Genomic DNA, 26,066 nt, shown 5'->3' with positions numbered 1-26,066 from the left:
TCCCTTGGAGATTCCTGATGTCATCCCGGCCTGCTTCCTCACCCGCGCCGACCTCCGGCGGAACGAGGCGGGGCCTCGACGCCGATGCCGTACGTGTGCTGCTGCTGGACCTGGACGGTGTGCTCGTCGACACCCGCCCGGTCATGGAGTGTGCGTGGCGCCAGGTCCGTGAGGACCACGGACTCGACGTGCCGTTCGGGGAGTACGAACGCCACCTGGGCCGCCCTTTCGCCGACATCATGCAGCAGCTCGGGCTCGCTGACGCTGAGCCGATCCACCAGACCTACTCCAAGGCGTCGACGGCCGCTTCTCACCTCGCCCGGCAGTTCGACGGCGTCGCGGAGGTCCTGCATGCCTTCGCCGCTGCCGACTGGCGGCTGGGGGTTGTCACGTCCAAGCCGTTGGCGCGAGCCACCCCGCTCCTGGCTCAGCTCGGCGTCCCTTTCGCCACGGTGCGCACGCCGAACGGGGTAGGGCGGGGGAAACCCGCTCCAGACCCGATCCTGCTCGCCCTGATCGACCTGGGCGCCGACCCGGCCGATGCCCTGTACGTCGGAGACACGGCGGTCGACCAGGAGGCAGCCCGCCGCGCCGGCGTCTCGTATGTGCATGCGGGCTGGGGCTACGGCACTCCGAGCCCCCCGGCCCCCGTTATCGCCGAATCGCCGAAGGACCTGCTGCGACTGATGGACACCGGACCGATCCCCGAAGGGAGCCCGGTATGAGGCCGACCAAGCGCAGCGCCTTGGGCATCGCCCGCGCCGACTCCGATGGCAAGCCCCTGTGGGCGCTGGTCGGCGAGCACGCGCTCGCGACCATGAAGTCCGACCGGATCACCGTGTCCGAACTGGAGGCCCTGCCCTTCAACCAGCGCGATGCTGAAGCACAGGTCGACCATGTGATGGAGGCCCTCGAAGCGTACGGTGCTGACCTCGCGAGGACGCCGGGTGGTGCGGGGTGGCTGTACGTCCAGCACGTGCCGGCGCGGCGCCTGGTGGCACAGGCCGTACGTAAGTTGGCGGCGCTCAGCGCGTGGGAGCCGTTCGCGAAGGCCCCGGGTCGGCTGAGGCTCGCGCCGTATGAAGGACTCGTCGGGCTGCGGTCGAGCAGCTCCCGCGAGTACCGGGCGTACACCGTCACCTGGTCGGGCATCGCCTACCTGCTCGGAGCCGCGGCCCGGCGCAACCCCCTCCGCTCCGCGCGGTTACGCAATCTCCCTCCTGCCCCGGCGGCTGCTTCGGTGCCGAGCCCGGTTCCCTCGGTACTTCCAGTGAGCGAGGTGGTGGCGTTGTCGTGGTCGTCCCGTCACGCGGCCACTCTGCTGCCAGTGTTGGAGGAGTTGGCCCAAAACGGGCACCCCAGCCTCGTGGTGGACTTGGCGACCGACCCGGCGGAGCGGTGCCCGGCTCCGGGCGTCGCGGGGGTGAACCTGTGCTCGCCGCCGACCGGTCTCTTCGGCCTTTCCGGCGCCGTGGACGGGTTGAGGCCGCAGGACGATGGCCGCGTCGTTCGAGTCGGCGAGCACGAGGTTCATCTGGCCCGGCTGGTCCGCCTCGTGTCCGTCCTGCTGGAGACAAGCGGCGGGTGCACCCAGCCGTCGTGGCGATCCGTGGTGCGTACGGAGACATGGTTGGACGCCGTCCTCGCCGTCGTCCGGCCTCACACCGTCCTGGTCAGCAACGACACGAGCCCGCTGGGTGCACTGGCCGTACATGTGGCAGAGCGCCATGGGGTGAACACGGTGCACGTCCAGCACGGGGCCTGGACGGCGGAGTCGGTCGCATGGCCCGCGCTGCACAGTCGCCACATCGTGGTCATGGGCGAGCGGGATCTCCCCCTCGCCAGGGCGTGGGTGCGCCACCCTGACGCCGAAGTCCATGTCCTGGGCCAGCCCCGCTTCGATGCACTCGCCGGCCTCGGCCGCGAGACCCAGCGGCACTACCTGGAAAGCCTGCTGGGCCCGGGCCGGCAGCAAAGTCCTGCCCGCATCGCGGTGTGGGCCTGCCAGCCCTTCGGTCCTGACCGGCTCAAGGCCCAGGCCGACCTGCTGCTGGACGGTCTGTGGCAGGCCGGCAGCGACTGGGGCCTTGTCATCGCACCGCATCCGGCACAGAGCATCGACGTCTTCGCCCCCTTGCTCGAACGGGACGGTCGGCCGCCCGTGGCCGTGGCCGATCCCCGGGTCGGCGCTCGTGGCTGCCTCGCCGGTGCCGACGCCCTGGCAAGCGCCTACTCGACGTGCGGCATCGAAGCCGCGCTGGTAGGCGTGCCGGTGCTCGAACTGGGTTTGCCCGGCGAGCGCACGCTCGGACTCTCCGACCACGGCCTTGCACGGCGGTGCAGCACCGCCGATGACATCGCCGACGCTCTCGTCGCATTGCGCGGTCCGCACCCGCCTGCCGACCGGGCGGCGTTGGACGCGGTCTGCCGGTGGCGCGGTGACAGCGCAGCCCAAGTTGCATGCCTCATCACCCGCCGATCGGGCGACCGTGTCATGCACTCCCATCACATCAGCCACGATGCCCGCGCCGCCGAGTCCGGACGGCCGCAGGGCGAAGGAGTACCTGTCCGATGACACACCTGACCGCCGGCAGCGTTGCCGAACTCTTCGTCGGCGCTGTCGCCCTGGCCAAGAGCGGCGAGAGGGTCAGCCCCCGTGGTATGGCGACCCGTGAGGTGCTCGACGTTCATATGCGGCCGACCCAGCCGCGGGCGCGCCTGCTGTACGCGCCGCCGGCACGCGTCATCAACCCCGCGTTTGCCGTGGCGGAGACCGTATGGCACCTCTCCGGCTCGAACGCCCCGTGGATCTTCGATTACAACGCGCACCTGCGGAAGTACGCCGACGATGGTGTCCTGCGGGGCGCGTACGGGCCGCGGATGCGGAAGTGGGCAGGGAACGTGGATCAGCTGAGCCGCGTCGTCGAAATCCTCAAAGAGGACCCCGACTCCCGCCGGGCCCTGATCCAGCTCTACGACCCGGCCCAGGACGCTGCAGGGCACAAGGACGTGCCCTGCACGCTGGGCTTCGGCTTCCATCTGCGCGCCGGCCGCCTGCACATGTCGACGACGATGCGTGGTCAGTACGAGCAGTCTGGCCCTGGCCCGGCAACTCCGGCCGCGGCGGGTACTCGGTCTCGACGCGGCTCCGGCCTTGATCGAGCAGGCCCTACGCCGCGCTCAACGGCTCCCCGACGTCCCCGTCAGCTTCCTCCTGGGCAACTTCCACCAACTGCCTCTTCCTGCCCAGTCATTCGATGTCGCCGTCGCCGCCTTCTGCCTCTACCACTCTCCGCGGCCTCAGACGGTGGTCGCGGAGATGCAGCGGGTGCTGGCTCCGGGAGGGCTGGCCGTGCTCGTCACCAAGGGGCTCGACAGCTACCGGGAGATGGACCAGCTGGTCGCTGCCGCCGGCCTCGACCCGCGGGCCGAGCAGCACGAGAGCCTGTACACCTCGGCGCACAGCGGCAACCTCGCCCACCTGGCCGCCGCGTCGCTCGACGTGCTCGCTGTGGAGCACGAGGAACACAGCTTCACCTTCGACGGCCACGACCATGTGGCGGAGTACCTGGCCACCAACCCGAAGTACGACCTCGCCCCGGGCCTTTACGGCAATCCGGGCGCGCTCGCGGCAACACTGCATGAGGTCCTGCCGGACCGGCCCCTCACCACCAAGTCCCTCGTCACCTTCGTGGTGGCCCAGTCACGGAGAAGACGGTCGTGAGCGTTCGCCAGTTCACCAAGCACTACGAGACCCCCGGCCGGGTGGCCTCGGCCGCCCGCCATCACGCCTGGCTCGCCGAGCACGCACCGCCGCTGCGGCTGCCGGCGCTGACGGTGGTGGGGCCGACGAGCCTGACATACGAGTGGATCGACGGCCGTCCTGCCCAGACCGAAGACCTGCCCGCCCTGGCTGGGTTACTGGGCGACGCCCACGGGGCTGCCTGGACCACCGACCTCCGGTCGGCCGCGCTCAACAGGCCCCACCGTTTCCGTGACGGCATCGCTTTCGGCGACTACATCGGCCCCCGACAGGCTGCCCTGCGAAGAAGGCTGGAACACGGGTACCTGCCGGACCGCGCGGCCTTGCACGCCTTGCTGACGCTGCTGGAGAAGACCGCCGAGGGGCCGACCGCCTTCTACAAGGACAGCAACCCGCGAAACTTCGTCATCACCGAGGCCGGTGAGATCTACACGGTCGACACCGACGATCTGACGCTGGCGCCGATGGGGTACGACCTGGCGAAGCTGATCGCGACGCTGGTCTTGACGTACGGGCCTTTGCCGACTCCAGCCATTGACTCGGCTTTGCGCGCCTACAACGAGGCCGCCGAACGCCACGACCCCCGGCTTGGCATCACGGATCGCGAGCGGCTCGACGACTTCCTCGCGCTGCACGCCGTGCTGACCGCTCCGTACGCCGGGCGCAACGGCTACGGCCACAGCTGGTCGCCCCGACCCTGTCCCCGAGGATCCGCATGATCACCACCGAACTCGTCTTCGTCCGCCACGGCGAAGCCCAATGCAACGTCGACGGCCTGGTCGGCGGTCCGCGCACCTGCACCGGGCTGACCAACCGCGGATACACCCAGATCGAACGGGTCGCGCTCCGCCTCGCCACCGAGCACCGCGACAAGCCGTTCGCAGCGCTGTACGCCGGCCCTCGCCTCCGCCTGCGCCAGACCGGCAAGATCATCAGCCAGGCTCTCAACCTCCCCATGTCCACCGACGACCGTCTCGACGGTCCGGTCCACGGTTCCGCCGACGGCAGACCCTGGACCGAGGTGAAAACCGCTGCCGGCGGTGGGCCGCACGCCCACCCGGACAGGCCCTGGGCTGCTGGATCCGACACGTGGAACGGCTATCTGGAGCGGGCCGGCCGCCTTCTGCAGGAGCTCATCGACCATCACGAGGGTGAGCGCATCCTGTTCGCCGCGCACGGCGAGACCGTGATCGTCGCCCACACCCTGCTCCTGGGAATCCCGCTCGGTTCTCCGGCCGGATTCACGGTCTCCCACGGGTCCATCACCCGGTGGCAACACCACCTCAACCGGCTTGGACAGAGACGGTGGATGCTCGACCGACACAACGACACCGAGCACCTGGCCGGGTTGGCGCAGGAGGCTGCCGCGTGATCACGCCGTCCGATGATCCGCGCCTGAGCCTGGCACGCGGCGCGCTCGGAGCGGTCCGGATCGTGCACGATCCGACTCTCCCACCCCGAGTCCTGCGTCTGGTCGACGCCGACGGCAATGAGTTCTTCGCCAAGCAGCACAGCAAACGCGACCGATACATTCGAGAACTCCACGCCTATCTCACCTGGGGAGCTCACCTGATCGGGCACGTCCCCCGAGTGGTGGGCCGACAGGACAGAACATGCACCCTGCTGCTCACCGCAGTGCGCGGCGTACGGGCGGATACAGTCGCGCCAGGGTCGCCGGAGGAGGAACGGGCTCACTACGAGGCCGGGCGCGTGCTGGGCAAGCTGCATCACGCCACCTCGGTACCGCGCACCGGCGCGGTCGGCACCGAACTCGCCCGGCGGCTGCGCGACTGGATCGCCCGTGCAGACCGGGCCGGCCTCATCTCCACGGCCGAACGCGACCGCATGGGCCACAGCGCGGACGTCCTGGCGAACACACTCATGGACAGCGCGGTGTGCCACCTCGACTACCAGCCGCGAAACTGGCTCCTTGGGGACGCCTTCGGAATGTGCGACTTCGAGCACATGCGCCGGGACGCCCGCATCCGCGACTTCGCCCGGCTCGAATTCCGCCGCTGGCAGGCCGCCCCCTACCTCCGCACAGCCTTCTTCGCCGGATACGGAACGCCGCTGAACGACACCGAACAGCGGCTGCTGGAGTCCTTCGGCGCCATCGAGGCCGTCACCGCCCTGGTCCGCGGACACGAACAGGACGATCTCGCCCTCAGTGCCCACGGCCGCACCGTTCTCGCCCGGCTCGCCTGAACCACCCCTCCTCGGATTCCTGGAGAACTCCGTGTCACAGCACGCATCCCACCTGACCACCGCTGCCCCCGCCGGGCTGTGGTGACCGGCGCCGCCGGCTTCATCGGCTCCCACCTCGCGCATGCCCTCGTCCAGGCCGGTGCCGTCGTCGTCGGCGTCGACCGTCGCGACCCGGCCGCCGACCCCACGGCCGCAGCCAACCTTGCCGCCCTGCAGAGGCTCCCGGGGTACATGCACGTCACCGCTGACCTCCTCAACTGCGCGATCGAGCCGCTTCTCGTGGACGCGAACGCCGTCTTTCACCTGGCCGGCATCCCCGGGGTACGCCCCTCCTGGGGGCCAAAGTTCAGCGAGTACGTCGCCTCCAACCTTCTCGCCACCCACCGCGTCATGGACGCTGTCACCCGTATGGGCGTTCCCCGGCTGGTGGTGGCCTCATCCTCCAGCGTCTACGGCCCCACCGAGGACGGTCCGAGCGCCGAAACCGACCGGCCACAGCCCGCATCCCCGTACGCGGTCACGAAGCTCGCCGAGGAGCAGCTCTGCCTCGCGTACTCCGCCCAGGCCCATTGCCCCACCACCGTCGTCGCTCTGCGGTACTTCACCGTTTACGGCCCACGGCAGCGCCCCGACATGTTCACCCACCGCGCCCTCAGGGCCGCCCTGACCGGCCAGTCACTACGTCTGTACGGAGACGGTCACCAGCGCAGGGACTTCACGTACATCGACGACGCGGTCATCGCCACCATCGCCGCGGCCACGATCCCGACCGCCAGCGGAGTGATCAACGTGGGGAGCGGTTCGAGCGCCTCCCTGCTGGAAGTGATCAATATCGCGAACAGCCTCTCCGGCCGCGAGATCCAGGTTCACCAGGAAAACCCCCGCAGCGGCGACGTCCTCACCACCCGCGCCGACCCCAGCCGTGCTCATGAGGTCTTGGGCTGGCAGCCCCAGGTCGACCTTCACAGCGGCATGCGCGCCCACATGCAGGCGCTGGCTGCCGAGACCGCCGCGTACGGCCACGTGGCATAACCAGCGGGACACCAGGAGGAGTTGCAGTGGAGAGTCCCGAAAAGGCTCGACTGGAAGCCTTCTTCCGGCAGATCACAACACGGTTCCCCCCTGGCGAGCACGTCACCACGCTGATCATCACGCACCTGCTCTCCGAGCGGCCGGCGTTCCTCCGCGCGATGGCCGCGATGTCCACGGTCGGTGCCGTGCTCCCCAAGCCCAGGTCAGTCGACCGGCCGACGCTGGAAAAGGTCCGACGTGCCTTCACCATCCATGACCTGAGCAGAGAACTGTTTGCCGACTCGACCAGGGCGTTGGAGTACCTGGAGGACACAGCGGGCGGCCGGAACGTCATCCTGATGGACATCGGCGGCTACTTCGCACCGTGCCTCGACACCCTGGTAGAGAAGTTCTCCGGCCGCATCCTCGGCGTCGTCGAGGACACCGAGAACGGACACCAGCGGTACGCGACACTCGACCGCCTGCCCTGCCCCGTCGTCTCGGTGGCCCGCTCCCCGCTGAAGGACTGCGAGGACCACCTGGTGGGCCGGTCCATCGTCTTCTCGACCGACGCCCTCGTACGCGCCCGCGGCGACATTCTGACCAGCCGAAACGCCTGCGTCATCGGGTTCGGCAAGGTCGGCCGGGCCATCGCTCAGACGCTGCGCGCCCAAGACCTGCGCGTCACCGTCCACGACACCGATCCGGTCAAAAGAGTGCAGGCGCATTCCCATGGCTTCCGTACGAGCGCGTCGACGGCCGAGGCGCTCCGCGAGGCGGAACTCGTCCTGTGTGCCACAGGCAACCTCGCCCTCCGGCAGGGCGATTTCTCCGCCCTGCGCAACGGGGCGTACCTCGCCTCAGTGACGTCCTCAGAGGACGAACTTGAACTCGGCAGCCTCCATGGCCTCTACAAGCGCACCCCGGTCAGCGAGCATCTGACGCGTTACGAGATCACGGGCCACTACTTCTACGTCCTCGCCGACGGCGGCGCCGTCAACTTCGTGCACGGCGCCGCCGTCGGCTCATACATCCATCTCGTTCAGGCCGAGATACTCGCCGCCACCGCGGCCCTCAGCCATGGCCGCTTCGAGTCCGGTCTCCATGAAATGCCCACACCCGACCGCCAGGCCATCGCCAGGATCTGGTTCGACTACTTCGACAGGTGATCCCATGCCGCCTTCCCCCGACCACATCCGCGCCACCGTTGAGGCGTACCTCACCCGTCACCCGTCCGAGCGGGACGCCCTGGCTGCACTCTTCGTCGTCCTTACCGGCGAGGACGATCCGACCAGCCGCAAGACCTTTCCCACGCACGTCACCTGCAGCGCCATCGTCATCAGCAGCAACGACCGGGTGCTCCACATTCAGCACAACGCCACGGGCAAGGCCCTCGCGCCCGGCGGTCACAACGAGCCAGGCGACAAAGACCTTCCCGGTGCCGCCCTTCGTGAACTGGGCGAGGAGGCCGGCATTCCTCGTGATGCAGTCGTCCCCCTGCCCGGCTTCGAGACCGTGCCGCTGGACATCGACGTACACGACATCGCCGCCAACCCCGCGAAGGGCGAACCGGCACACCAGCACGTGGACTTCCGCTGGGCCTTCCTCCTTCGGGCCGAACGCACCGTGAAGCTCCAAGCCGAAGAGGTCAGCGGCCACGAGTGGCGGTCCTTCGAGGACTCCGCCTCACCGACCGTCCGCGCCAAGCTGGCCCTCCTCCCCCACCCCACTCATTCCTGACATTCATCGACGGGAGTACGCCGTGGCAACCACCACCGCCGCACCGCCGAGCACCGCGCACCGCCACCACATAGCGGTCATCCCCTGCCGCTGGGGGGCATCCCGATTTCCAGGAAAGCCCCTTGCCCAGCTCGGGGACAAGCCGCTGCTGTGGCACGTCCACCAGCGCTGCCTGGAGGCAAAGTGCCTCGACGGGGTGGTGGTCGCCACCGATGACGAACGCATCGAGGAGGTGTGCCACCGTCTGGGCATCGAGTGCATGCGGACCGGAGAACACCTCACCGGCACGGACCGCGTCGCGGAGTGCGCAGAACGCCTGCCCGCAGACGCGTACATCAACGTCCAGGGCGACGAGCCGTTCATCTCCCCCACCGCGATCGACGCTGTCTCCCAAGCCATGGAGCACCTGACACCCGGAACCCTGGCGGTGAACGCGTACACGGAGCTGGACGACGCCGGTGCCGTCCTGGACCACAACGTCGTCAAGGTCGTCGTCGACGCCGAGCACAACGCCCTCATGTTCTCCCGGCAGCCGATCCCGTACCCGCGCGGTGACCGACCGAGGTACCTGCGTCAGCTCGGTCTCTACGGCTTCACCGGAGCAGCCCTCAACACGTTCCGGCATCTCCCCCAGGGGCCGCTGGAACGTACCGAAGGCGTGGAGATGCTGCGCTTCATTGAACATGGCCACGGCGTACGGATGCTCGGCGTCGCGGACGAAGGGTTGGCGATCGACACTCCCGAGGACCTCGCGAGGGCCGGCGCCTTGTTGCGGATTCACACCGAGCCTGCGATTTCCCGCTTCTCCTGACAACGGCGGTCGACCGCCGCTCCCTGGATCCGGCTCTCTGCTCGCCCGCTTCCGCTGGACGCAATACCGGTGATTCAGGTTGTTTTCCAGCTGGTGGGGGCGGCTCTGACCGGCCCGGCCAGCCGGACCGTGGGGGTGTCCGGTCGTGGTGGGCTGTGGTGCCCGGCTCGTTTGAGGGCCCAGGAGGAATTGACCTCACCCCATTTGACAATATGTCATGCGCATGCATTGCTCCACTGGCACAGGGGCAGGGCCATCACCCCTCCTCCTGCGCCTACGGCCTGATCCAGGCGCTGCCCGCCTCCAAGATGGCCTCGGCCCGCTACGGCAGCCCGGTCGGCGCCTGGAAGTTCTGGCAGGCCAACGGCTGGTACTGACGGCCGGCACCGAAGGCGCGGCCACGGTTCGCGTCACCTCACGGCACCTGTGACGGCGGCGGCCCCTGATCCCCGGGCCGCCGCCCTGCCGTGTCAGAGCCCGATGCGGGTCGGTGGCTCTGCTTTCCTGACCGCATGACGACAGAGCCGCAGGCAGACGACCGCAGGGCACGCGGGCTGCGTCTGGTGACGGTGCTGCTGGGGCTGACCGTGGTCAGCGGAATGATCGACGCGGTGAGCTTCCTGGGGCTCAACCACGTCTTCACCGCGAACATGACCGGCAATGTGCTGGTGCTCGCCTTCGCCGCCGCGGGAGCGGTCTACTTCTCCGTCCCGCACACCGTCACCTCACTGGCGTGCTTCCTGGCGGGCGCGGTGATCGGCGGCCGGGTCGCGGTGCGCTACGGCGGTGCGCGCCGCACCTGGGTCCGGGTGACGCTCGCCGTCGAGGCGGTCCTGGTCGGCGGGGCGGCGGCGGTGGCGCTCGCCGCACCGGATGCGGGCGGCACGCTGTACGCCGTGATCGCCCTGACCGCCTTAGCGATGGGGCTGCGCAACACGACGGTCGTCAAGCTGGGCGTGCCCGATCTGACGACCACCGTGCTGACCAGGACCCTGGCGAGCCTCGCCGCCGACTCCCGCGCGGGCGGCGGTACCGGCCGGCGCACCCCGCGCCGTGCGGCCGCCGTGCTCGCCATGCCGGCGGGCGCCGTCCTCGGTGCCTGGCTGGTGATCCACCACGGCCTGGGGCCGCCGCTGCTGATCGCGGCGGGGGTGACGGGGCTGCTGGCGCTGGTGGCGTCGGAACGGGAGTGACCGGGAGCGGACGGCCCCTTCTGATCCCTTTGACTCCTTTGACCCTATTAAGTCCTTCTCATCCGGTCAGCTCAGCTTCCGGCAGTACAGGGCGTCCGGGGTCCGCGCGGAACCCAGCCGGCCGGTGTAGGCGATTCCGGCCACGTACTCGTCGTTGGCGCACTGCCCCTTGTAGTGGCCGTGGGCGAAGTCGCCGCCCTGGGGGGCCGGGCCCCTGTTGTCGCCCCGGTCGAACCAGACGGTCCGGCCGCTCGTGCCGAGCGTCCCGGCCGGGGCGGACACGCACAGGGCGGCGGAGACGGCACGGCCGCGGACGCTGTAGCCGGCGAGGTACTGGCCGTCGGCGCACTGGAGTTTGGTGTATCCAAAGGCCCAGTCCTGGCCCGGTGCGACATGGCGCTCGTCGACGACCACCTCATGGGTGCCGGCCGGGTCCGCCAGGGGGCCGGTGGACACGTCCGAGCACAGGCCGCGGTTGCCGGTGTGGGCGAGGCCGAGCAGACGCTGCCCGTCGGGGCAGACGGCCTTGCGGGCACCGGGGTCCCAGTCGGGCAGGGCCCGCATCCGCCGGGAGGCGATGAAGTCGCCGTGGTCGGGGCTGAGCATCGACCAGTGCGCCACGGGGGCGACGGGGCCGGTGCGGCCCGTGGCCCGCATGAGCCGGGTCCAGGCGGCGGCCCGCCAGTCGTCCCCGTCGTAGAGGCCCATGCGGTGGCCGCTCGCGTCCCAGTGCAGCAGGGCCCAGCCGTTGCCCCGGCGTCCCTCGTGCCAGCCGACGAGCGGCCAGTACGCGAAGTCGGCGTCGGTGCGGATCAGGTGGTCGACGAAGTTCTCGAACCAGGCGCGCGCCTTGGCACTGTTCTCCTCACGGCCTCCGACCCCGAACTCGCTGATCCAGACGGGAGCGGTGAAGTGCCGGTCCTGTTCGGCGGTCACGTAGAACGCCTGGCGGTTCAGGACGTCGACCAGTTCGGCGGGGGTCAGGTCCTGGTAGCGCGGGTCGCTGGTCTCGCCCAGTCCGGTGGCGCCGCTGTGGTTCGGGCCGGTGTAGCCGTAGAAGTGGGCCGAGTACACGAGCTTGCCGGAGTCGACGAGCGTGTGCGACAGGTGGCGTACGGGTTCCAGGGTGGGGCGTCCGTGCGGGAAGCCGTCGACCGGGATGCCCGTCCAGTTGATGCCCTCGACGATGATCAGAAGGTCGGGGTTGGCCTCCGTCAGGATGCGGTCGCCCAGGTGCTGCGAGGCGGCGAACCAGTCGTGCTTGTCGCCCAGGCCCCAGTTGGGGTCGTCCCAGATGTCGCGGCGCACCTCGTTGTAGAGGTCGGCGCCGACGACACGCTTGTTGTCCTTGTAGCGGCGGACCATGAAGAGCCAGTCGTTCTCCCAGGTCTCGGTGGACTGGCTGGCGTTCCAGCGTTCGTTGCCGTCGATGCCGCAGCACCAGCGGGTGGTGTTGGTGTGGTTGTTGAGGATCACCGCGAGGCCGGCGGCGGTGAGTTCCCGCACCACCACGTCGTACACCTGCAGGGGTGTCTTTCCGCGCAGGGAGGGGTTGGCGGCGACGGCGCCGTCGGTGACGGGACGGGTGTCGTGGATCATTTCGTTGGAGAAGGGCAGCCGAATGCTGTTGATCCCGATCTCCTTGAATCCGGCGATGATCTCGGCCATGGGTGCCCGGTCCAGGCCCAGCGGGATGCGGCCGGAGTTCTCCCCCGCGTGGTGGCTGGCGTTGTCCTCGCGGCTCCCCGACCCGTTCCAGGTGCCGCTGGCCCCGTGCCAGTTGCCCGACCTCAGCTTGAAGCGGTTCCCGTCCGCGTCGACGATCCAGCGGCCCCGGGTGCTGAGCGGCGGCGTCCAGTCCTCGGCGTTCACGGCGGGCGCGGGCGGCGCGGCGGCCGCGGACGGCGCGGTGGTCCCGGCGCCGGCCTTGTGCGCCGTGGCCGCCGCGGGGGCGGGCGCCAGGGGCGTCAGCAGAAGTACGGCGGCCACAGTGGCCCCGATGAAGGATCCGCGCACGGTCACCGTCCCGGACGACTGGATTGTCATGCTTGCGTCATGATAGTCGTGCCGGAACAGCATGGGGGACGGCGGGGCGTCCGTCCAGACCCCGCCGGAGCACCTCACCGTCGACGGCCCACGCCCGTCACGGCCTCCGCGGGAACGCAGGTTTCCGCAGGAGCGGCGCGGGGCCGTGCGGGGCGGCCACAAGGGGGTCCCGGCCGCTCGTACAGGCCCGGCCGTCCGTACAGGCCCGTCAGCGGGCGGCGAGTTCCCCCTCCGGTTCTTTCTCGGGTTCGGGCGCGGGGAGCACGCGCGGCCCCGCCAGCGCGTACGTCAGCGCGAAGCCCGCGCCCACCACCAGCGCGCCGCCCACCGCGTCGAGGACCCAGTGGTTGGCGGTGGCCACGATGGCCGTGACGGTGAAGAACGGGTGCAGCAGGGCCAGGATCTTGATCCACCGCCTCCGCGCCACCACGGCGATCACGATCCCGCACCACAGGGACCAGCCGAAGTGCAGGGACGGCATCGCGGCGTACTGGTTGGTGACCGCGGTCATCGCGCCGTAGTCCGGGCGGGAGAAGTCCTGGACGCCGTGGACCGTGTCGATGAACCCGAGGCCCGGCATGAGCCGGGGCGGGGCCAGCGGGTAGAGCCAGAAGCCGAGCAGGCCGAGGAGCGTGGCGAAGCCCAGGGCGGTGCGCGCCCAGCGGTAGTCCACGGGCCGCCGTACGTAGAGGACGGCGAGGATCGTCAGCGGCACCGCGAAGTGGAACGCCTTGTAGTAGAAGCTGAGGAAGCTCTCCAGCCAGGGCAGCCTCACCACCGCGTGGTTGGCCCAGTGCTCGATGTCGAGGAACAGGGCCCGCTCGAGGGAGATGACCTGGTGGCCGTGCGCCTCGGCCGTGGCGCGATCGCCCTGGACGGCGATCCGCACGGAGGAGTAGGCGGCGTAGGTGACACGGATGAGAAGCAGCTCGAGGAGCAGGTTCGGGCGGGTGAGGACCCGGCGCAGGAGAGGCAGCCAGGGGAGGCGGCGGAAGCGGGCCGGGGCCGGCGCGTGCACGGTGGGGGCGGGTGACGCGTAGTACGGCGACGTACGGGACAGGAACGGGACCGCCGTCGCCGCGGCCAGGGCCGCCAGCAGGACGGCGTTGTCCCGCAGGGGGTGCATCACCGACATGTTCGGCAGCAGCATCTTCGCCGGCAGGGTCATGACCAGGACCACGGCGACCGGCCAGACGTACCGGTCGGAGGCCCGGCGGCCGGCGCGGCCGGCGACCGCGAGGAGCACCCACAGCAGCTGGTGCTGCCAGGCGGTGGGCGACACGGCGATCGCCGTACAGCCGGTGATCGCGACGGCGAGCAGCAGCTGGCCGTCACGGGCGTAGCGCACGGCCCGGCGCAGGCCGAGGACGGCGACCGCGGCGCCGAGCACCAGGAACAGGCCCACCTCCAGCGGGCCGGTCAGGCCGAGCCGCAGCAGGGCTCCGTGCAGGGACTGGTTGGCGAGGGCGTCGGCCCGGCCGCCGAGCCCCGCGCCCGCCACGTGGTGGACCCAGTAGGTGAAGGAGTCGCGCGGCATCGCGGCCCAGGCGAGCGCGGTGCACACGGCGAAGGTGACACCGGTGGAGACGGCGGCCCTCCGGCGGTCGGTGAACCACAGCAGGGCCGCGAAGAGGAGCACCGGGGGGTGCAGGGCCGCCGCGAGGCCGATCAGCGCGCCGCCGGCCCGCTGCCCGCGCACGACGAAGCAGCCGAGCAGGACGAGCAGGACCGGGATGATGCTGGTCTGGCCGAGCCAGAGCGTGTTGCGCACCGGCAGCGACAACATGAGGAGGCTGATCGCGACCGGGGCGGCCAGCAGGGAGACACGGCGGCCGGCCGGCTGGGGCAGGGCGCGTGCGGCGATCAGGCCGAGGGCGGCCACCAGCAGCAGCGTGCCGAAGGTCCATCCCCAGCCGAGGGCCTGTTCGGCGGCCCTGGTCAGCGGTTTGAGCGCAAGGCCCCCGAAGGGGGTGCCGGTGAACCGCGTCGAGTCGTACAGCGACCCGTTGACGCGCAGGACACCGCCCGGGCCGACCCAGGTCTCCAGATCCGCCAGCCGGCTGCCGCGCGGGGTGCCGAGGACGGAGGCCATCTGCCGTATCGCGAGGACCCCGGCTATCAGCCACAGGCCGAGACGTATCGCGTGCAGACGGGCCGTGTCCGTGGCCGCCGCTCCCCATGCCCCCGCCGGTCCCGCGACCGGTCTCCCGCCGTGTTCCGCGTTCCCCACGCCTCGTCGGCCTCCCACCCCTGTGCTTTCGCGCCGTACCGCGCACGCCCGTGCGCCGGGCCCCCTCCGCGAACCCTATGCGGCCCGCCCCTTCTCGGGGAGAGACGCAGGCAACCCCCGCTTCACCTGTCGTCCGCTCGCATTCTGTCCGGCTGAGGGAGGTGCGGGGACGGTCCGGGACGTCCGCCGGACGTGAGAAAGGGCACACGGCACAGGGCCGCGGGACGCGGTCGGGGCGGTCCGCGGCCTCGCATCCCCGCAGCCGTGCCGCGGTCGTGCCGCAGTCATGTCCCCGTCCGGTCCGTCTCGGCTCATATATGAGTGGCGGCGTCCGGACGAAAGGCGTTGACTCGGGGGCGCATGCCCATCCCCGACGCATGAAAGGCCTGTGCATGAGCGACCCGCGGCTCTGGGACGATGTCGACGCCTACTTCACCACCCTGCTCTCCCCGGAGGACGACGTCCTGCAAGCCGCGCTGCGCGACAGCGAGGCGGAGGGCCTGCCGCCCATCAACGTCACACCGACCCAGGGCAGACTGCTGCAACTCCTCGCCCGGCTCCAGGGCGCCCGCGCGATCCTGGAGATCGGCACGCTCGGCGGCTACAGCACCATCTGGCTGGCCCGCGCGCTGCCCGCCGACGGCAGGCTGGTCTCGCTGGAGTACGACCCCCACCACGCCGATGTGGCCCGCCGCAACATCGCGCGGGCCGGGCTGGACCGGATCGTCGAGGTGCGGGTGGGCCCGGCGCTGGAGTCGCTGCCCCTGCTTGCCGACGAGAACCCGCCGCCCTTCGACCTGGTCTTCATCGACGCCGACAAGGTCAACAACCCGCGGTACGTGGAGTGGTCCCTGCGTCTGACGCGCACCGGCAGCCTGATCGTCCTGGACAATGTCGTACGCGGCGGCCGTGTCACCGACGGCTCCGACACCGACCCGAGCGTGCGCGGCACCCGGGCCGCGCTCGAGCTCATCGCCGGGCATCCGAGGCTGGAGGGCACGGCGATCCAGACGGTGGGCAGCAAGGGCTACGACGGCTTCGCGCTGGCGCGGGTGGTGGCGTAGCAGCTGCGGGGAGCCGTCACACCTCGTGGTAGAAGCCGACGTTGATGCTGCGCGGACTCAGGCGGTCCTGGATGACGATCTCCCCGGAACCGCCCCGGGGCAGCGGGACGGTCCCGCCGTAGGCGACGGGCTGGGTGTACCCGCCGATCGTGAGACGGACCTCGGAGGACGGGTCCGGCTGGGAGCCGCGCAGCCAGGTGACCTGCCAGGTGCCGTCGGGTCCGCAGACGAACTCCAGGTGGGACCGGGAGACGAACAGCCAGTCGTCGGGCGTCACCAGGCGGCACACGGCCCGGTCCCGGCCCACCCGCAGCACGGCGCCCGGAGCGCTGGGGGCATCGGCCATGAGCATTCCGGCCGTGGCGCCCTCGTCCGTCCCGGAGACGGCGGCCATGGTGAGTTCGAGCACGTGCGCTCCTTGTGTCCGGGGCGCGCGAGCCGCTGTGCCGGCTCGGCTGCGCCCATGCCCTGCACGGTGCTCCGGGTCGGTGCACCGCGGCGGCATGATAAGTCGCCCGGACGGTGTACGTCCGGCACTATCAGCTCATGACCGAGCGAAAGCCCCCCGGCATTCCGTTCGAGTCCTGGGTCGACCGGCAGATCCGTGAGGCGCAGCAGCGCGGTGAGTTCGACCGGTTGCCAGGGGCGGGCAGGCCGCTGCCGGACGACGCGTCGTACGAGGAACTGTGGTGGGTCAAGCGGAAGCTGGCCCGTGAGGGCCTGAGCGTCCTGCCTCCGACGCTGGCGCTGCGCAAGGAGGCCGAGGACGCGCTCGCTGCGGCCCTCGCCGCTCCGTCGGAGCGGATCGTCCGCACGATCGTCGCGGACATCAACACCAAGATCCTCGACATGATGCTCAAGCCTCCGCCCGGCCCTCCGCTGGGCCTGAAGCGGTACGACGTCGAGGAGGTCGTCCGCGAGTGGCGCGAGCGGCGGCGGGCGGGGGCCGAGTAGCCGAGCAGGCGGTTCCCCTCCGGCTCCCCGGCGGCCCGCGTCCGGCTCCCGGGCGGGTTCACGGGCGGGCCGGGCGCCATGGCCTCCCGGGCGCCCGCCACCACGGCCATCCGGGTGCGTGGCCGATGTCCGCCGATATCCGGTTGCGTGACCGTCGGCCCCCCTGCCGAGACCGCCCGCATGTCCCTCGCCCCCAGCCGCGTCCCCTCCCTCTGGTCCCTCTGGTCCCTCTGGACCGTGGCCGCCGAGCCGTACGACTCCCCCGCCGCCGTCGCGCTCTGGCGGGCGTACTGCACGGAGGTCAGCGACCGCTGGTATCCGCCGCACGAGGGGCGCCGCACCGCCCCCGAGGGGCTGGAGCGGGAGATCGCCGCCCACACGGGCGCCGAACTCACCCCGCCCACCGGACAGTTGCTGCTCGCCCGCTACGACGGCGCCCCTGCCGGCACCGCGGGCGTACGGCTGCCGGGCGCCTCGACCGCCGAACTCACCCGGGTGTTCCCGCGCAAGGAGACGCGCGGCAGGGGCGGCGCCGCACCGCTGGTCGCCGCCGCCGAGGACGCGGCCCGCGCACTCGGCGCCCGGCGGATGGTCCCCGACACCCGCAGCGACCTCGTGGAGGCCCGCGCCCTGTACGCACGGCTGGGCCGCCAGGAGACCGAGCCGCACAACGACGCCCCGTACGCCGAGCACTGGTTCGGCAAGTCCCTCGTCTGAAAGTCCCTCGTCGGAGTACCTCTCGTCCGGGGGTCAGGCCGGGCGGATCACCGGCCGGCCGTCGTGCGGCCGCTCCTTCTCGGAGCCGCACAGCTCCTCAGTCAGCGCCTTCACCAGCTGCGCCAGGTCGGTCGGCCGGTCGGGCCCCCACCAGTCGCCCAGCAGCTCCGCCAGCGACTCCTCCCGGGCGTGTGCCAGACGGTCGGCGACCTCGCGGCCCGCCTCGGTCAGGACGAGCTCCGGGCCCCGGCGCTCGGCGAGGTGCCGTTCCTCGACCTGGCGGGCGGCCTCGACGATCACATGCAGCGGGATGGAGCTGTGCTCGGCCAGCGCGGCCGGATCCACCCAGCCGTGCTTTCGCATCCGCAGCAGCTGCCAGCTCGCCGCGGGCTCGAGGTCGTAGCCCGCCCGTGCGGTGATCTCCCGGTAGATCTCGCGCCGTCCCTCGCGCGTGCCCAGCAGGGACAGCGCCCGGCACACCTCGTCGTAGGAGGACCGCTCGACCGGGTTGGTGGCCAGCGTCTGCGTGCCGTCGGGGGCCATGACCGAGCCGCGCAGCCTGTCCTCCTTCAGGAACCAGGTCAGCACGAAGCCGAGGAGGACGACCGGAGCGGCGTAGAGGAAGACGTCGGTGATGGCGGAGGCGTACGCGTGCAGGGCCGCCGGGCGCAGCGCGGGCGACAGGGCGGCGATGCCGCGCGGGTCCGCCTTGAGCGTGTCCACCGAGATCCCCGGCGGCAGCGCGACCCCCCTGAACGCGGCGGTCAGCGTCTCCTCGAGGCGGCTCGCGAAGACCGTGCCGAAGACGGCCACGCCGAAGGCGGCGCCGATGGAGCGGAAGAAGGTGGCCCCGGAGGTGGCGACGCCCAGGTCCTCGTAGCCGACGGCGTTCTGCACGATGAGGACGAGGACCTGCATGACCAGGCCGAGCCCCAGTCCGAAGACGAAGAGGCAGCCGCTCGTCGCGGCCGTGGAGCTGTGCTCGTCGAGCCGGTACAGCAGAAGCAGGCCGACGGTGGTGACGGCCGTGCCCAGGACCGGGAACACCTTCCAGCGGCCGGTGCGGCTGACGATCTGCCCGGAGCCGGTGGAGGCCAGCAGCATGCCGGCCACCATCGGCAGCGTGTGCACACCGGACAGCGTCGGGGAAATGCCCCGTACGACCTGCAGGAAGGTCGGCAGGAAGGTCAGCGCGCCGAACATGGCGAAGCCGACGACGAAGCTGATGACCGCGGAGAGGGAGAAGGTGCGGATGCCGAACAGCCTGAGCGGCAGGACCGGCTCGGCCGCCCTCCGCTCCACGGCCACGAAGGCGACCGCGAGCACGACGCCCAGCACCGCCAGTCCGGCGATCTGCGGCGAGCCCCAGCCCCAGGTGGTGCCGCCGAGGGAGGCGATCAGCACCAGGCAGGTGGCGACCGAGGCGACGAGGAAGGCGCCGAGGTAGTCGATGACGTGCCGCTGCGTCCGGCGCGGGATGTGCAGGGCGGCGGCGATCACGGCGAGGGCGACGACGCCGACGGGCAGATTGACGTAGAACACCCAGCGCCAGCTCAGATGCTGGGTGAACACTCCGCCGAGCAGCGGCCCGAGGACGCTGGTCGTGCCGAACACCGCGCCGAACAGGCCCTGGTAGCGGCCGCGTTCGCGGGGCGGGACGACATCGCCGACGATCGCCATGGACAGCACCATCAGCCCGCCGCCGCCCAGGCCCTGCAGCGCCCGGAACACGATCAGCTCGGGCATGTTCCGTGCCATGCCGCACAGCGCGGAACCGATCAGGAAGATCACGACCGCGATCTGGAAGAGCTTCTTGCGCCCGTACTGGTCGCCGAGCTTGCCCCACAGCGGGGTCGCGGCGGTCGACGCCAGCAGATACGCCGTGACCACCCAGGACAGATGGTTGAGCCCGCCGAGGTCGCTGACGATGGTGGGCAGCGCGGTGGAGACGATGGTCTGGTCGAGTGCGGCCAGCAGCAGCCCGAGGAGCAGCGCGCCGATCGGGACGAGGACGCGGCCGGGTACGTGCTCGGGTCCGGCCGCGGCTCCGTCGCGCGGGGATGGCGCGGACGGCGGCCGTGGTTCCCGCGCCTCGCCGGCCGTCCTGTTTCCGCCGTGCGCATCCCCGGCCATGGAAGACCTCCCGAGGCTCGTGTGACCTCTTCCATCGTCATCGGTGTGACCCGTTGTGGCCCGTTGAGTCCGGTCCGGACGCCGCCATTCCGGGGGCTTGGGGAGGAGGTGTGCGCAAGATCTGCATAATCCTTGAAAGTTCGCGAGGGAGGGGACTGAGGCGTGGAAGAGCAAAGGGGGCATGTCTGCCCGGAGTGCAAGGCGCCCCGGGGCGCGGACGGCGTCCCGTCGTGCGCCTGCGGGAGCCGGGCGTCCGACGCGCCGCGCGACGCGCGGACGGCGGAGGCGGAGACGGCCGAGGACTTCAGCCCGCTGCGGGTACGGCCGTACGTGGAGATCCAGGAGAGGGAACAGGGCACCGAGAACGAGGGAGCGGGGCAGGGCTCCCGGGGCGGGGAGAGCGCGCGGGAGTGCCCCCCGACGGCACCGGCGCAGACCGCCCCCATGGACGCCACGATGCCGCTGCGGGCCATATCCGCAAACACCCCGCCACCGGCGCGGACCGCTCCCGCGGGCACGACGGCACCCGCGCAGGCCGCTCCCACGGACACCCCCACGCCACCGGCGCAGACCGCCCCCGCGGACCCCGCGGCATCCGCACAGGCCACCCCCGCGGCCACCACGGCACCGACGCAGACCATCCCCACGGGCGCCACGGCACCGGCGCAGACCGCCCCCATGGACGCCACGATGCCGCTGCGGGCCATATCCGCAAACACCCCGTCACCGGCGCGGACCGCTCCCGCGGGCACGACGGCACCCGCGCAGGCCGCCCCCGCGGACGCCACGACGCCCTTGCAGGCGGTGCCCGCGCTGCCCACCCCGCTGGCCCCGCAGCAGGACGGGCCGAACGCGTCCGACCTCAGCCTGTTCGAGTCCACGGCCGCCGGACCGGCCGTCAAGGCCGAGGGGCCGCGGCCCGCTCCCCGGGGCGGGCGGCGCCGCCGTACCGCGGTCGTGCTCGCCGGGTCCGCGGCCGTGGCCGCGGTCGCGGCGGCCGGATTCGCCGGTGGGCTGCTCTCCCCCGACTCCCCGCGGCAGGACCGCGCGTCGCACTTCGTGCGGGAGAGCGCGCCGGAGGCGTCGGAGGACGTCTCCGGGGCGCCCTCGCCGACGGCCTCCACGGTGTCGGCGCCGGCTTCCGCGCCGGCGTCGGCGAGCGGGTCGCCGTCCGCCGGCGAGAGCACCTCGCCGTCCCCCTCGGCGCCGGCTTCGAGCACGGCGTCGCAGTCGCCGTCGGCGTCCCCCTCGCCGACCGGGGCCGGTCCGTCCGCCGGGCCGGAGCAGTCCGAGCCGGCTGGGCCCGCGACGACTCTCAAGGCCCCCGCGCCCGAGAACCCCGGTCCTGTGCTGCGCCGCGGCGACCAGGGCGCCGAGGTGGCCGAACTCCAGCAGCGGCTGCGCCAGTTGCACCTCTACACCGGCAAGGCGGACGGCTTCTACAGCGGCCGGGTCGAGAGGGCCGTACGCACCTACCAGTGGACCCGCGGCATCAGGGAGGACGAGCCCGGGGTGTACGGCCCGGCGACAAGGGCGCGCCTGGAGGCGGAGACGGGGGCGTCCTGAGCGGAGCACCGGCCGCCGCTCCCCGGGGGCTGCCCCAGGGAATCATCCCACGTGCAGCCGAATCGTTCCGTCTTCCATGGCCCGGACCCGCACCTGGGTCAGGTCCCGCACCACCGCGTCCGGCCGGTGGACCCCGGCACGCGGACCGACACCGATCACCCGCATCCCCGCGGCACGTCCCGCCGCGATGCCCGCGCCGGAGTCCTCGAACACCACGCAGTCGGCGGGCCGGACACCGAGTTCGGCGGCGCCCTTCAGAAAGCCCTCGGGGTCGGGCTTGCTCGCCCCGACGCACTCCGCGGTGATGCGGACCTCGGGCAGGGGCAGCCCGGCGGCGGCCATCCTGACCGTGGACAGCCTGGCGTCGGCCGAGGTCACGAGCGCGTGCGGGAACCCGCGCAGTTCCGCGAGGAACTCCGGCGCCCCGGGGACGGGAACCACACCGTCCGTGTCCTCGGTCTCCTCGGCCAGCATGCGCGCGTTCTCGGCGAGGTTCTGCTCCATGGGCCGGTCCGGCAGCAGCAGCGCCATCGAGGCGTGCCCCTGGCGCCCGTGGACGACCTTCATCACCTCGTCGCCGTTCAGCCCGTGCCGGTCGGCCCAGCGCCGCCAGATCCGCTCGACGACGGCGTCCGAATTGACGAGGGTGCCGTCCATGTCCAGCAGGAGGGCGCGGGCGGTGAACACGGCGGTGGCCGTCATCGGCAGCTCCAGGGCGCGGCGGAATGACAAGTGGCCCCGCCCGCTGGTCAGGGAGGAACGAGCGGAAGCCACTTTGTTCCTCCACGGTACAAAACATCGCGGGAGCCCGCCACCACCCCCTCACCCGTCCCCTCGGAGTCCTCTCCCCTCCGCCTCCCGCCCTTCTCCCGTCTGCTCCCCTCCGCTCTCCCGCCCCTCTCTCGTCCGCTCCCCGCCCGCCTCCCGCCCCTCCCGTCCCCCGGCCCCGGCCTGCGGGCGGAGAAGCCGGCCGGGGCCGGGCCCGTGCTGTTCGGGGTGCCGCCCCCGCGCGGCACCGGAGGTCCGGGCGGTTCACCGGTCGAGGACGCTTGCACGAGGTGCGCGGGGCGTGATGACACTGAGGCATGTGCCGAAGCATCAAAACGCTGCGTCCGCCCGCCCTGCCCGAGGAGGCGACGGAGGAAGAGGTGCGAGCCGCCGCGCTGCAGTTCGTGCGGAAGGTCTCGGGATTCCGGACGCCGGCCGCGCACAACCGTGAGGTGTTCGACCACGCGGTGGACGTGATCACGCGGGCCGCGCAGGAGCTGCCGGCGGGACTGGAGGTACGGGGGCGAACCGCCCGGAGGGCCGGGTGAGCCCGCGGCGGACGGAGCGGGCCGTGTGCGCTCTCTACGCCTCCGCCGGCACCGGCGCGCGCCGCATCAGATACACCGCTCCCGCTCCCGCCGCGAACAGCGCCGCCACCGACACCCCCGTGGCCAGCCACGCCGCGCCCAGCCACCGGGTGCCGAAGTAGCCGAGGGCCACGCTGTAGGCGGCCCAGGACAGGCCCGCCAGGGCGGACCAGGGAAGGAACTCCCGGACGCGGCGATGCGCGGCACCGGCACCGAAGGAGACCACCGAGCGTCCGGCCGGGGCGAAGCGAGCGAGGACCACCAGTGCGCCGCCGCCCCGTGACAGGGCCTCACCGAGCCGCTCCTGAGCCCTGCTCAGCCGCCGCGACCGCGAGAGCGCGCGGTCCAGCCGCTCGCCGCCCCGCCGGGCCAGCCGGTAGGCGAAGAGGTCGCCCAGCACCGAGGCCGCGGCCGCGCACAGGATGAGGACCAGGATGTCCGGCACGTTCTGCGGGACATGTCCCGTCGCCGCACTCGTGCCCGCGGCCGCTGCCGCCGTGGCGGCCGTCACGATCAGAACGCCGCTGGGCAGCACCGGCAGGAAGACGTCCAGCAGGACGGACGCGGTCACCACGGCATAGATCCATGGAGTGCCGGTGAGCGACCCCACCCGCGCCAGACTCTCCAGCACCGAAGCCCTGCCCCCTGTCATCCCCCCCCGTGGACCGCCGACCGTGCCGCGCGTCGCGGGGGAGCGGCGGAAGCGGCCCCAACGGCCCCACAGCGTACGCCGGGAGTGTGACAGAAGTTTCACCAGGGGTCACCTGTTCGTTCCTGAACCGGTTCGGACTCCGCGGCCGTCCCTGCCGTGGCTCCCCCGCCGCCCTCCGCCGTGTTCGTCGCCCCGTACGGCCCGGAACGACGGAGGGCGGCGGGAGGATCCCGGGTCAGCAGGCGGCGAGACGGCTCTGCAGGGCGCTCTTCTCCGCCGGGTCGACCGACAGGTTGTAGTAGTACTTCACCTGCACCCACGCGCGTACATAGGTGCAGACGTACGCCGACCGGGGCGGGACCCAGGTGGCGGGGTCCTGGTCGCCCTTGGCCTGATTGACGCGGTCGGTGACGGCGATGAGCTGCGGGCGGGTGAGGTCGTTGGCGAAGGCCTGGCGCTGGGCGGTGGTCCAGGCGCTCGCCCCGGAGTCCCACGCCTCGGCCAGCGGCACGACGTGGTCGATGTCCACGTCGGAGGCGGAGGTCCAGGTGGCGCCGTCGTACGGCGAGTACCAGGTGCCGCTGACGGCGGCGCAGGAGGAGTTGGTGACGACGTCGGTGCCGTCCCGCTTCAGGACGGTCTCGCGGGTGTTGCAGCTTCCGCTGATGGTGATCCAGTGCGGGAAGAGGTCACGGCTGTAGCCGGTGCGGTTCTCGGCGGCCACGGTGAGGGAGGCGAGGTAGCTGCGCGCGGTGGCCGCGCTGACCGGGGTGGGGAGGGCGGCGGAGGCGGGGGGAGAGGCGAGGAGCGTGACGGAGGTCATGAGGCCGGTGAGGGCCGCGAGTATGCTCAGCCGTCGACGCGCGTAGCGCTTGGGCATGCGAACTCCCTTGTGGGGTAGGGGTGTTGAACGCGGGCACAGGCATGCTGACGCCGCCGCGTTACAGGGAGATGGGCGCCCGGTGAGACGCTAGTGACGCGCGCATGACATGACAAGGTTCACGAATGAACTTCCGGTCGCATACGATGGGCGGCGCGGAAGGGGAGTAGCCCTGTGCCGGGACCGTCGACATACTGCTCAGCCCGCCTGAGCCGGCGCCCGGAGGCGGACCCTCGTCAGGGACGGGGTCGGCCGGCGAGACCTTCGGCAAGCAGTGCACGCCCGTGCCGTACGGCACGGGTCCAAGCCCGTGTGCTGCCCTGCCGAGACGTCTTGCCGCCCCGACGCAGCACTCTCGGCCGGGCAGCCCCGACCGATTGAGGAACAGTGATCAGTCTCAGCGTCCTGGCACTCACCTTTGGTGTCGTCTTTCTCGCCGAGCTGCCGGACAAGACGGCGCTCGCGGGGCTCGTCCTCGGCACCCGCTACCGCGCCTCCCACGTCTTCGCCGGCGTCGCCGCCGCGTTCCTGCTGCACGTGGTGCTGGCCGTGGCGGCCGGCAGTGTCCTCACGCTGCTGCCGCAGCAGATCGTGCAGGCCCTGACGGGCGCGCTGTTCCTCGGCGGCGCGGTCATGCTGCTGAGGAAGCTGCTGGGGAAGACGGACGACGACGAGGAGGAGATCCGCCGCCCCGGGGACCAGTCCTTCTGGAAGGTCGCGGGGGCGGGCTTCACGCTCATCCTGGTCGCCGAGTTCGGCGACCTCACCCAGATCATGACGGCCAATCTCGCCGCCCGCTACGACAGCCCCTTCTCGGTCGGCCTGGGGGCGGTCCTGGCCCTCTGGACGGTCGCGGGCCTGGGCATCGTGGGCGGCAAGGCCCTGATGAGGCGGGTCCCGCTCGGCCTGATCACCAAGATCGCGGCCCTGCTGATGCTGGCGCTCGGCGTGTGGAGCCTGTGGGAGGCGGTGGCGTGACCGCCGCCCCGCCTCTTCGGCGGACCGGCCGCGGGCCGGTGTCACACCGTGACCCGGCCCGCCCCGGCCCCGCGGTCCACCCCCGGCCCCACGGCCCGCCTCCCCCGGACGGCGGACTGCTACGCACAGTGACCACATTTCGAACACATGAGCCCATCGAAGGAAGTCGCACCTCGGATTCGAACAGGCATAGCATTGTGCCGTGGCTGAGTCCTATGACTTCCCGAGTGACCTCCTGGACGCTCAGGAGGAGTTGCACCAGGTCCGAGCCGAGCTGTCCGCCCTGCTCAAGCGGCTGCCCTGGTCGGTCGAGCCGCTGGACGGGTTCAGCGACGACACCGGCTGGCGCAAGGTGGAGCGCCCGGCCTCGCCGGGGTGGACCGACGACGAACAGGCCGAGGTCGAGAAGCTCCGGCGGCGCGAGCGCGAACTCGCGGTGTTCATCACCACCCACCGCTACTGGTCGGAGCTGTCCGGCCCGGACTGCGTCAAGGCCCGCAGCCGCCTGAAGCACGCCCATGAGACCCGGCGCGACGAGGACGCCTGAGGCACGCGACGGGTTTGTGCGGCAGTCCCCCCGACAAGGTAGGCTGTCGACTCGCCGCGGGTGCGTAGCTCAGGGGTAGAGCGCCTGCCTTACAAGCAGGATGTCGGCGGTTCGAAACCGTCCGCGCCCACCGGTGCGGAAACACCAGTGAAAGCCCGGGCCGACGGGTGTCACCCTCCGGCCCGGGCTTTCGCCGTGTCAGGGGGCCGGTATTGCGGGGG

Annotated in this window: 26 protein-coding genes, 1 tRNA gene and 1 pseudogene; 21 read left to right on the top strand and 7 right to left on the bottom strand. The window is 71.5% G+C overall.

The window, feature by feature from the left end; all coding sequences use genetic code 11:
- Positions 1–95: 95 nt before the first annotated feature.
- From ABD224_RS04040 to ABD224_RS03980, 13 genes and pseudogenes are all read left to right on the top strand, one after another.
- Complete coding sequence (locus ABD224_RS04040; RefSeq protein ID WP_344046826.1) at positions 96–725, top strand: HAD family hydrolase; 630 nt, start codon at positions 96–98, stop codon at positions 723–725.
- A complete protein-coding gene (locus ABD224_RS04035) occupies positions 722–2,575 on the top strand; it encodes a hypothetical protein (RefSeq protein ID WP_344046824.1) in 1,854 nt (617 codons plus the stop codon). The genes ABD224_RS04040 and ABD224_RS04035 overlap by 4 nt, the downstream gene beginning before the upstream one ends.
- Positions 2,461–3,018: pseudogene (locus tag ABD224_RS04030) on the top strand (thymidylate synthase); the annotation flags it as partial. The gene ABD224_RS04035 and the pseudogene ABD224_RS04030, both read left to right, overlap by 115 nt.
- A 58-nt stretch (positions 3,019–3,076) precedes the next feature.
- Complete coding sequence (locus tag ABD224_RS04025; RefSeq protein WP_344046821.1) at positions 3,077–3,724, top strand: class I SAM-dependent methyltransferase; 648 nt, start codon at positions 3,077–3,079, stop codon at positions 3,722–3,724.
- Entirely contained in the window at positions 3,721–4,482 is a 762-nt protein-coding gene (locus ABD224_RS04020; protein WP_344046819.1) for a phosphotransferase, read from the top strand. Before ABD224_RS04025 ends, ABD224_RS04020 begins: the two co-directional genes overlap by 4 nt.
- Positions 4,479–5,135 carry a histidine phosphatase family protein gene (locus tag ABD224_RS04015; protein ID WP_344046817.1) on the top strand — a complete coding sequence of 219 codons (657 nt, stop codon included), beginning with the start codon at positions 4,479–4,481 and terminating at the stop codon, positions 5,133–5,135. The genes ABD224_RS04020 and ABD224_RS04015 overlap by 4 nt, the downstream gene beginning before the upstream one ends.
- Positions 5,132–5,968 carry a phosphotransferase gene (locus tag ABD224_RS04010; protein ID WP_344046815.1) on the top strand — a complete coding sequence of 279 codons (837 nt, stop codon included), beginning with the start codon at positions 5,132–5,134 and terminating at the stop codon, positions 5,966–5,968. The genes ABD224_RS04015 and ABD224_RS04010 overlap by 4 nt, the downstream gene beginning before the upstream one ends.
- A 78-nt stretch (positions 5,969–6,046) precedes the next feature.
- Entirely contained in the window at positions 6,047–7,000 is a 954-nt protein-coding gene (locus ABD224_RS04005) for an NAD-dependent epimerase/dehydratase family protein (RefSeq protein ID WP_344046813.1), read from the top strand.
- Positions 7,001–7,026: 26 nt separating this feature from the next.
- Complete coding sequence (locus ABD224_RS04000) at positions 7,027–8,148, top strand: adenosylhomocysteinase (protein ID WP_301477402.1); 1,122 nt, start codon at positions 7,027–7,029, stop codon at positions 8,146–8,148.
- 4 nt (positions 8,149–8,152) lie between these two features.
- A complete protein-coding gene (locus ABD224_RS03995) occupies positions 8,153–8,719 on the top strand; it encodes an NUDIX hydrolase (RefSeq protein WP_344046809.1) in 567 nt (188 codons plus the stop codon).
- Positions 8,720–8,741: 22 nt separating this feature from the next.
- Positions 8,742–9,530 carry a 3-deoxy-manno-octulosonate cytidylyltransferase gene (locus ABD224_RS03990; protein ID WP_086792854.1) on the top strand — a complete coding sequence of 263 codons (789 nt, stop codon included), beginning with the start codon at positions 8,742–8,744 and terminating at the stop codon, positions 9,528–9,530.
- Positions 9,531–9,742: 212 nt separating this feature from the next.
- Positions 9,743–9,907: a hypothetical protein gene (locus ABD224_RS03985; RefSeq protein ID WP_483883419.1), complete on the top strand. Its 165-nt coding sequence runs from the start codon at positions 9,743–9,745 to the stop codon at positions 9,905–9,907.
- Between the two features lie 135 nt (positions 9,908–10,042).
- Positions 10,043–10,723, top strand: coding sequence for a YoaK family protein (locus ABD224_RS03980; RefSeq protein WP_344046805.1), 681 nt, complete (start codon positions 10,043–10,045; stop codon positions 10,721–10,723).
- 66 nt (positions 10,724–10,789) lie between these two features.
- Here ABD224_RS03980 and ABD224_RS03975 read toward each other — a convergent pair whose 3' ends face one another.
- Together ABD224_RS03975 and ABD224_RS03970 are read right to left on the bottom strand one after the other, a co-directional pair.
- Positions 10,790–12,769, bottom strand: a complete 1,980-nt coding sequence (locus ABD224_RS03975; RefSeq protein ID WP_344046803.1) for a glycoside hydrolase family 5 protein — start codon at positions 12,767–12,769, stop codon at positions 10,790–10,792.
- Positions 12,770–12,977: 208 nt separating this feature from the next.
- Positions 12,978–14,999, bottom strand: coding sequence for a bifunctional glycosyltransferase 87/phosphatase PAP2 family protein (locus ABD224_RS03970; RefSeq protein WP_344046801.1), 2,022 nt, complete (start codon positions 14,997–14,999; stop codon positions 12,978–12,980).
- A 392-nt stretch (positions 15,000–15,391) separates the two neighbouring features.
- Here ABD224_RS03970 and ABD224_RS03965 point away from each other — a divergent pair, with 392 nt between their 5' ends.
- The gene (locus ABD224_RS03965) at positions 15,392–16,063 is read left to right on the top strand and encodes an O-methyltransferase (RefSeq protein ID WP_344046799.1); all 672 of its coding nucleotides are present in this window, start codon (positions 15,392–15,394) and stop codon (positions 16,061–16,063) included.
- Positions 16,064–16,079: 16 nt separating this feature from the next.
- On the opposite strand, the gene ABD224_RS03960 is transcribed toward ABD224_RS03965, so the two are convergent.
- On the bottom strand, positions 16,080–16,472 hold the full coding sequence (locus tag ABD224_RS03960; protein WP_344046797.1) for an FHA domain-containing protein: 393 nt from the start codon (positions 16,470–16,472) through the stop codon (positions 16,080–16,082).
- 137 nt (positions 16,473–16,609) lie between these two features.
- Between ABD224_RS03960 and ABD224_RS03955 the strand changes: the two genes are divergently transcribed.
- Together ABD224_RS03955 and ABD224_RS03950 are read left to right on the top strand one after the other, a co-directional pair.
- Positions 16,610–17,017 carry a DnaJ family domain-containing protein gene (locus ABD224_RS03955; RefSeq protein WP_344046795.1) on the top strand — a complete coding sequence of 136 codons (408 nt, stop codon included), beginning with the start codon at positions 16,610–16,612 and terminating at the stop codon, positions 17,015–17,017.
- A 180-nt stretch (positions 17,018–17,197) separates the two neighbouring features.
- The gene (locus tag ABD224_RS03950; RefSeq protein WP_344047120.1) at positions 17,198–17,734 is read left to right on the top strand and encodes a GNAT family N-acetyltransferase; all 537 of its coding nucleotides are present in this window, start codon (positions 17,198–17,200) and stop codon (positions 17,732–17,734) included.
- Between the two features lie 33 nt (positions 17,735–17,767).
- Here ABD224_RS03950 and ABD224_RS03945 read toward each other — a convergent pair whose 3' ends face one another.
- Positions 17,768–19,867: an MDR family MFS transporter gene (locus ABD224_RS03945; RefSeq protein WP_344046793.1), complete on the bottom strand. Its 2,100-nt coding sequence runs from the start codon at positions 19,865–19,867 to the stop codon at positions 17,768–17,770.
- A gap of 162 nt (positions 19,868–20,029) precedes the next feature.
- On the opposite strand from ABD224_RS03945, the gene ABD224_RS03940 reads away from it, so the two are divergent.
- Entirely contained in the window at positions 20,030–21,433 is a 1,404-nt protein-coding gene (locus ABD224_RS03940; RefSeq protein WP_344046791.1) for a peptidoglycan-binding domain-containing protein, read from the top strand.
- A gap of 42 nt (positions 21,434–21,475) precedes the next feature.
- Here ABD224_RS03940 and ABD224_RS03935 read toward each other — a convergent pair whose 3' ends face one another.
- Positions 21,476–22,135, bottom strand: coding sequence for an HAD-IA family hydrolase (locus ABD224_RS03935; protein ID WP_344047118.1), 660 nt, complete (start codon positions 22,133–22,135; stop codon positions 21,476–21,478).
- A 383-nt stretch (positions 22,136–22,518) separates the two neighbouring features.
- On the opposite strand from ABD224_RS03935, the gene ABD224_RS03930 reads away from it, so the two are divergent.
- Positions 22,519–22,749, top strand: a complete 231-nt coding sequence (locus ABD224_RS03930; protein ID WP_344046789.1) for a DUF2277 domain-containing protein — start codon at positions 22,519–22,521, stop codon at positions 22,747–22,749.
- Positions 22,750–22,783: 34 nt separating this feature from the next.
- Here ABD224_RS03930 and ABD224_RS03925 read toward each other — a convergent pair whose 3' ends face one another.
- Both ABD224_RS03925 and ABD224_RS03920 read right to left on the bottom strand, forming a co-directional pair.
- On the bottom strand, positions 22,784–23,440 hold the full coding sequence (locus ABD224_RS03925; RefSeq protein ID WP_425580910.1) for a DedA family protein: 657 nt from the start codon (positions 23,438–23,440) through the stop codon (positions 22,784–22,786).
- A 235-nt stretch (positions 23,441–23,675) separates the two neighbouring features.
- Positions 23,676–24,320: an HNH endonuclease family protein gene (locus ABD224_RS03920; protein WP_344046785.1), complete on the bottom strand. Its 645-nt coding sequence runs from the start codon at positions 24,318–24,320 to the stop codon at positions 23,676–23,678.
- A gap of 387 nt (positions 24,321–24,707) precedes the next feature.
- Here ABD224_RS03920 and ABD224_RS03915 point away from each other — a divergent pair, with 387 nt between their 5' ends.
- From ABD224_RS03915 to ABD224_RS03905, 3 genes are all read left to right on the top strand, one after another.
- Positions 24,708–25,298, top strand: coding sequence for a TMEM165/GDT1 family protein (locus ABD224_RS03915; RefSeq protein WP_344046783.1), 591 nt, complete (start codon positions 24,708–24,710; stop codon positions 25,296–25,298).
- A 202-nt stretch (positions 25,299–25,500) separates the two neighbouring features.
- Entirely contained in the window at positions 25,501–25,845 is a 345-nt protein-coding gene (locus tag ABD224_RS03910; protein WP_344046781.1) for a hypothetical protein, read from the top strand.
- A 58-nt stretch (positions 25,846–25,903) separates the two neighbouring features.
- Positions 25,904–25,975: transfer RNA gene (locus ABD224_RS03905), tRNA-Val, on the top strand.
- Positions 25,976–26,066 lie beyond the last annotated feature (91 nt).

This window comes from Streptomyces thermoalcalitolerans (assembly GCF_039525155.1).
GTDB lineage: Bacteria > Actinomycetota > Actinomycetes > Streptomycetales > Streptomycetaceae > Streptomyces > Streptomyces thermovulgaris.
The sequence above is the reverse complement of the archived record's forward strand: the minus strand, read 5'-3'. Positions and strand labels throughout refer to the sequence as shown.

Coding starts and splice junctions, on each gene's coding strand:
- ABD224_RS04035 (WP_344046824.1), top strand. CDS start 722: ATGAGGCCGACCAAGCGCAGCGCCTTGGGCATCGCCCGCGCCGACTCC.
- ABD224_RS04015 (WP_344046817.1), top strand. CDS start 4,479: ATGATCACCACCGAACTCGTCTTCGTCCGCCACGGCGAAGCCCAATGC.
- ABD224_RS03995 (WP_344046809.1), top strand. CDS start 8,153: ATGCCGCCTTCCCCCGACCACATCCGCGCCACCGTTGAGGCGTACCTC.
- ABD224_RS03985 (WP_483883419.1), top strand. CDS start 9,743: ATGTCATGCGCATGCATTGCTCCACTGGCACAGGGGCAGGGCCATCAC.
- ABD224_RS03980 (WP_344046805.1), top strand. CDS start 10,043: ATGACGACAGAGCCGCAGGCAGACGACCGCAGGGCACGCGGGCTGCGT.
- ABD224_RS03975 (WP_344046803.1), bottom strand. CDS start 12,769: ATGACAATCCAGTCGTCCGGGACGGTGACCGTGCGCGGATCCTTCATC.
- ABD224_RS03965 (WP_344046799.1), top strand. CDS start 15,392: ATGAGCGACCCGCGGCTCTGGGACGATGTCGACGCCTACTTCACCACC.
- ABD224_RS03955 (WP_344046795.1), top strand. CDS start 16,610: ATGACCGAGCGAAAGCCCCCCGGCATTCCGTTCGAGTCCTGGGTCGAC.
- ABD224_RS03950 (WP_344047120.1), top strand. CDS start 17,198: ATGTCCCTCGCCCCCAGCCGCGTCCCCTCCCTCTGGTCCCTCTGGTCC.
- ABD224_RS03945 (WP_344046793.1), bottom strand. CDS start 19,867: ATGGCCGGGGATGCGCACGGCGGAAACAGGACGGCCGGCGAGGCGCGG.
- ABD224_RS03935 (WP_344047118.1), bottom strand. CDS start 22,135: ATGACGGCCACCGCCGTGTTCACCGCCCGCGCCCTCCTGCTGGACATG.
- ABD224_RS03930 (WP_344046789.1), top strand. CDS start 22,519: ATGTGCCGAAGCATCAAAACGCTGCGTCCGCCCGCCCTGCCCGAGGAG.
- ABD224_RS03925 (WP_425580910.1), bottom strand. CDS start 23,440: ATGACAGGGGGCAGGGCTTCGGTGCTGGAGAGTCTGGCGCGGGTGGGG.
- ABD224_RS03920 (WP_344046785.1), bottom strand. CDS start 24,320: ATGCCCAAGCGCTACGCGCGTCGACGGCTGAGCATACTCGCGGCCCTC.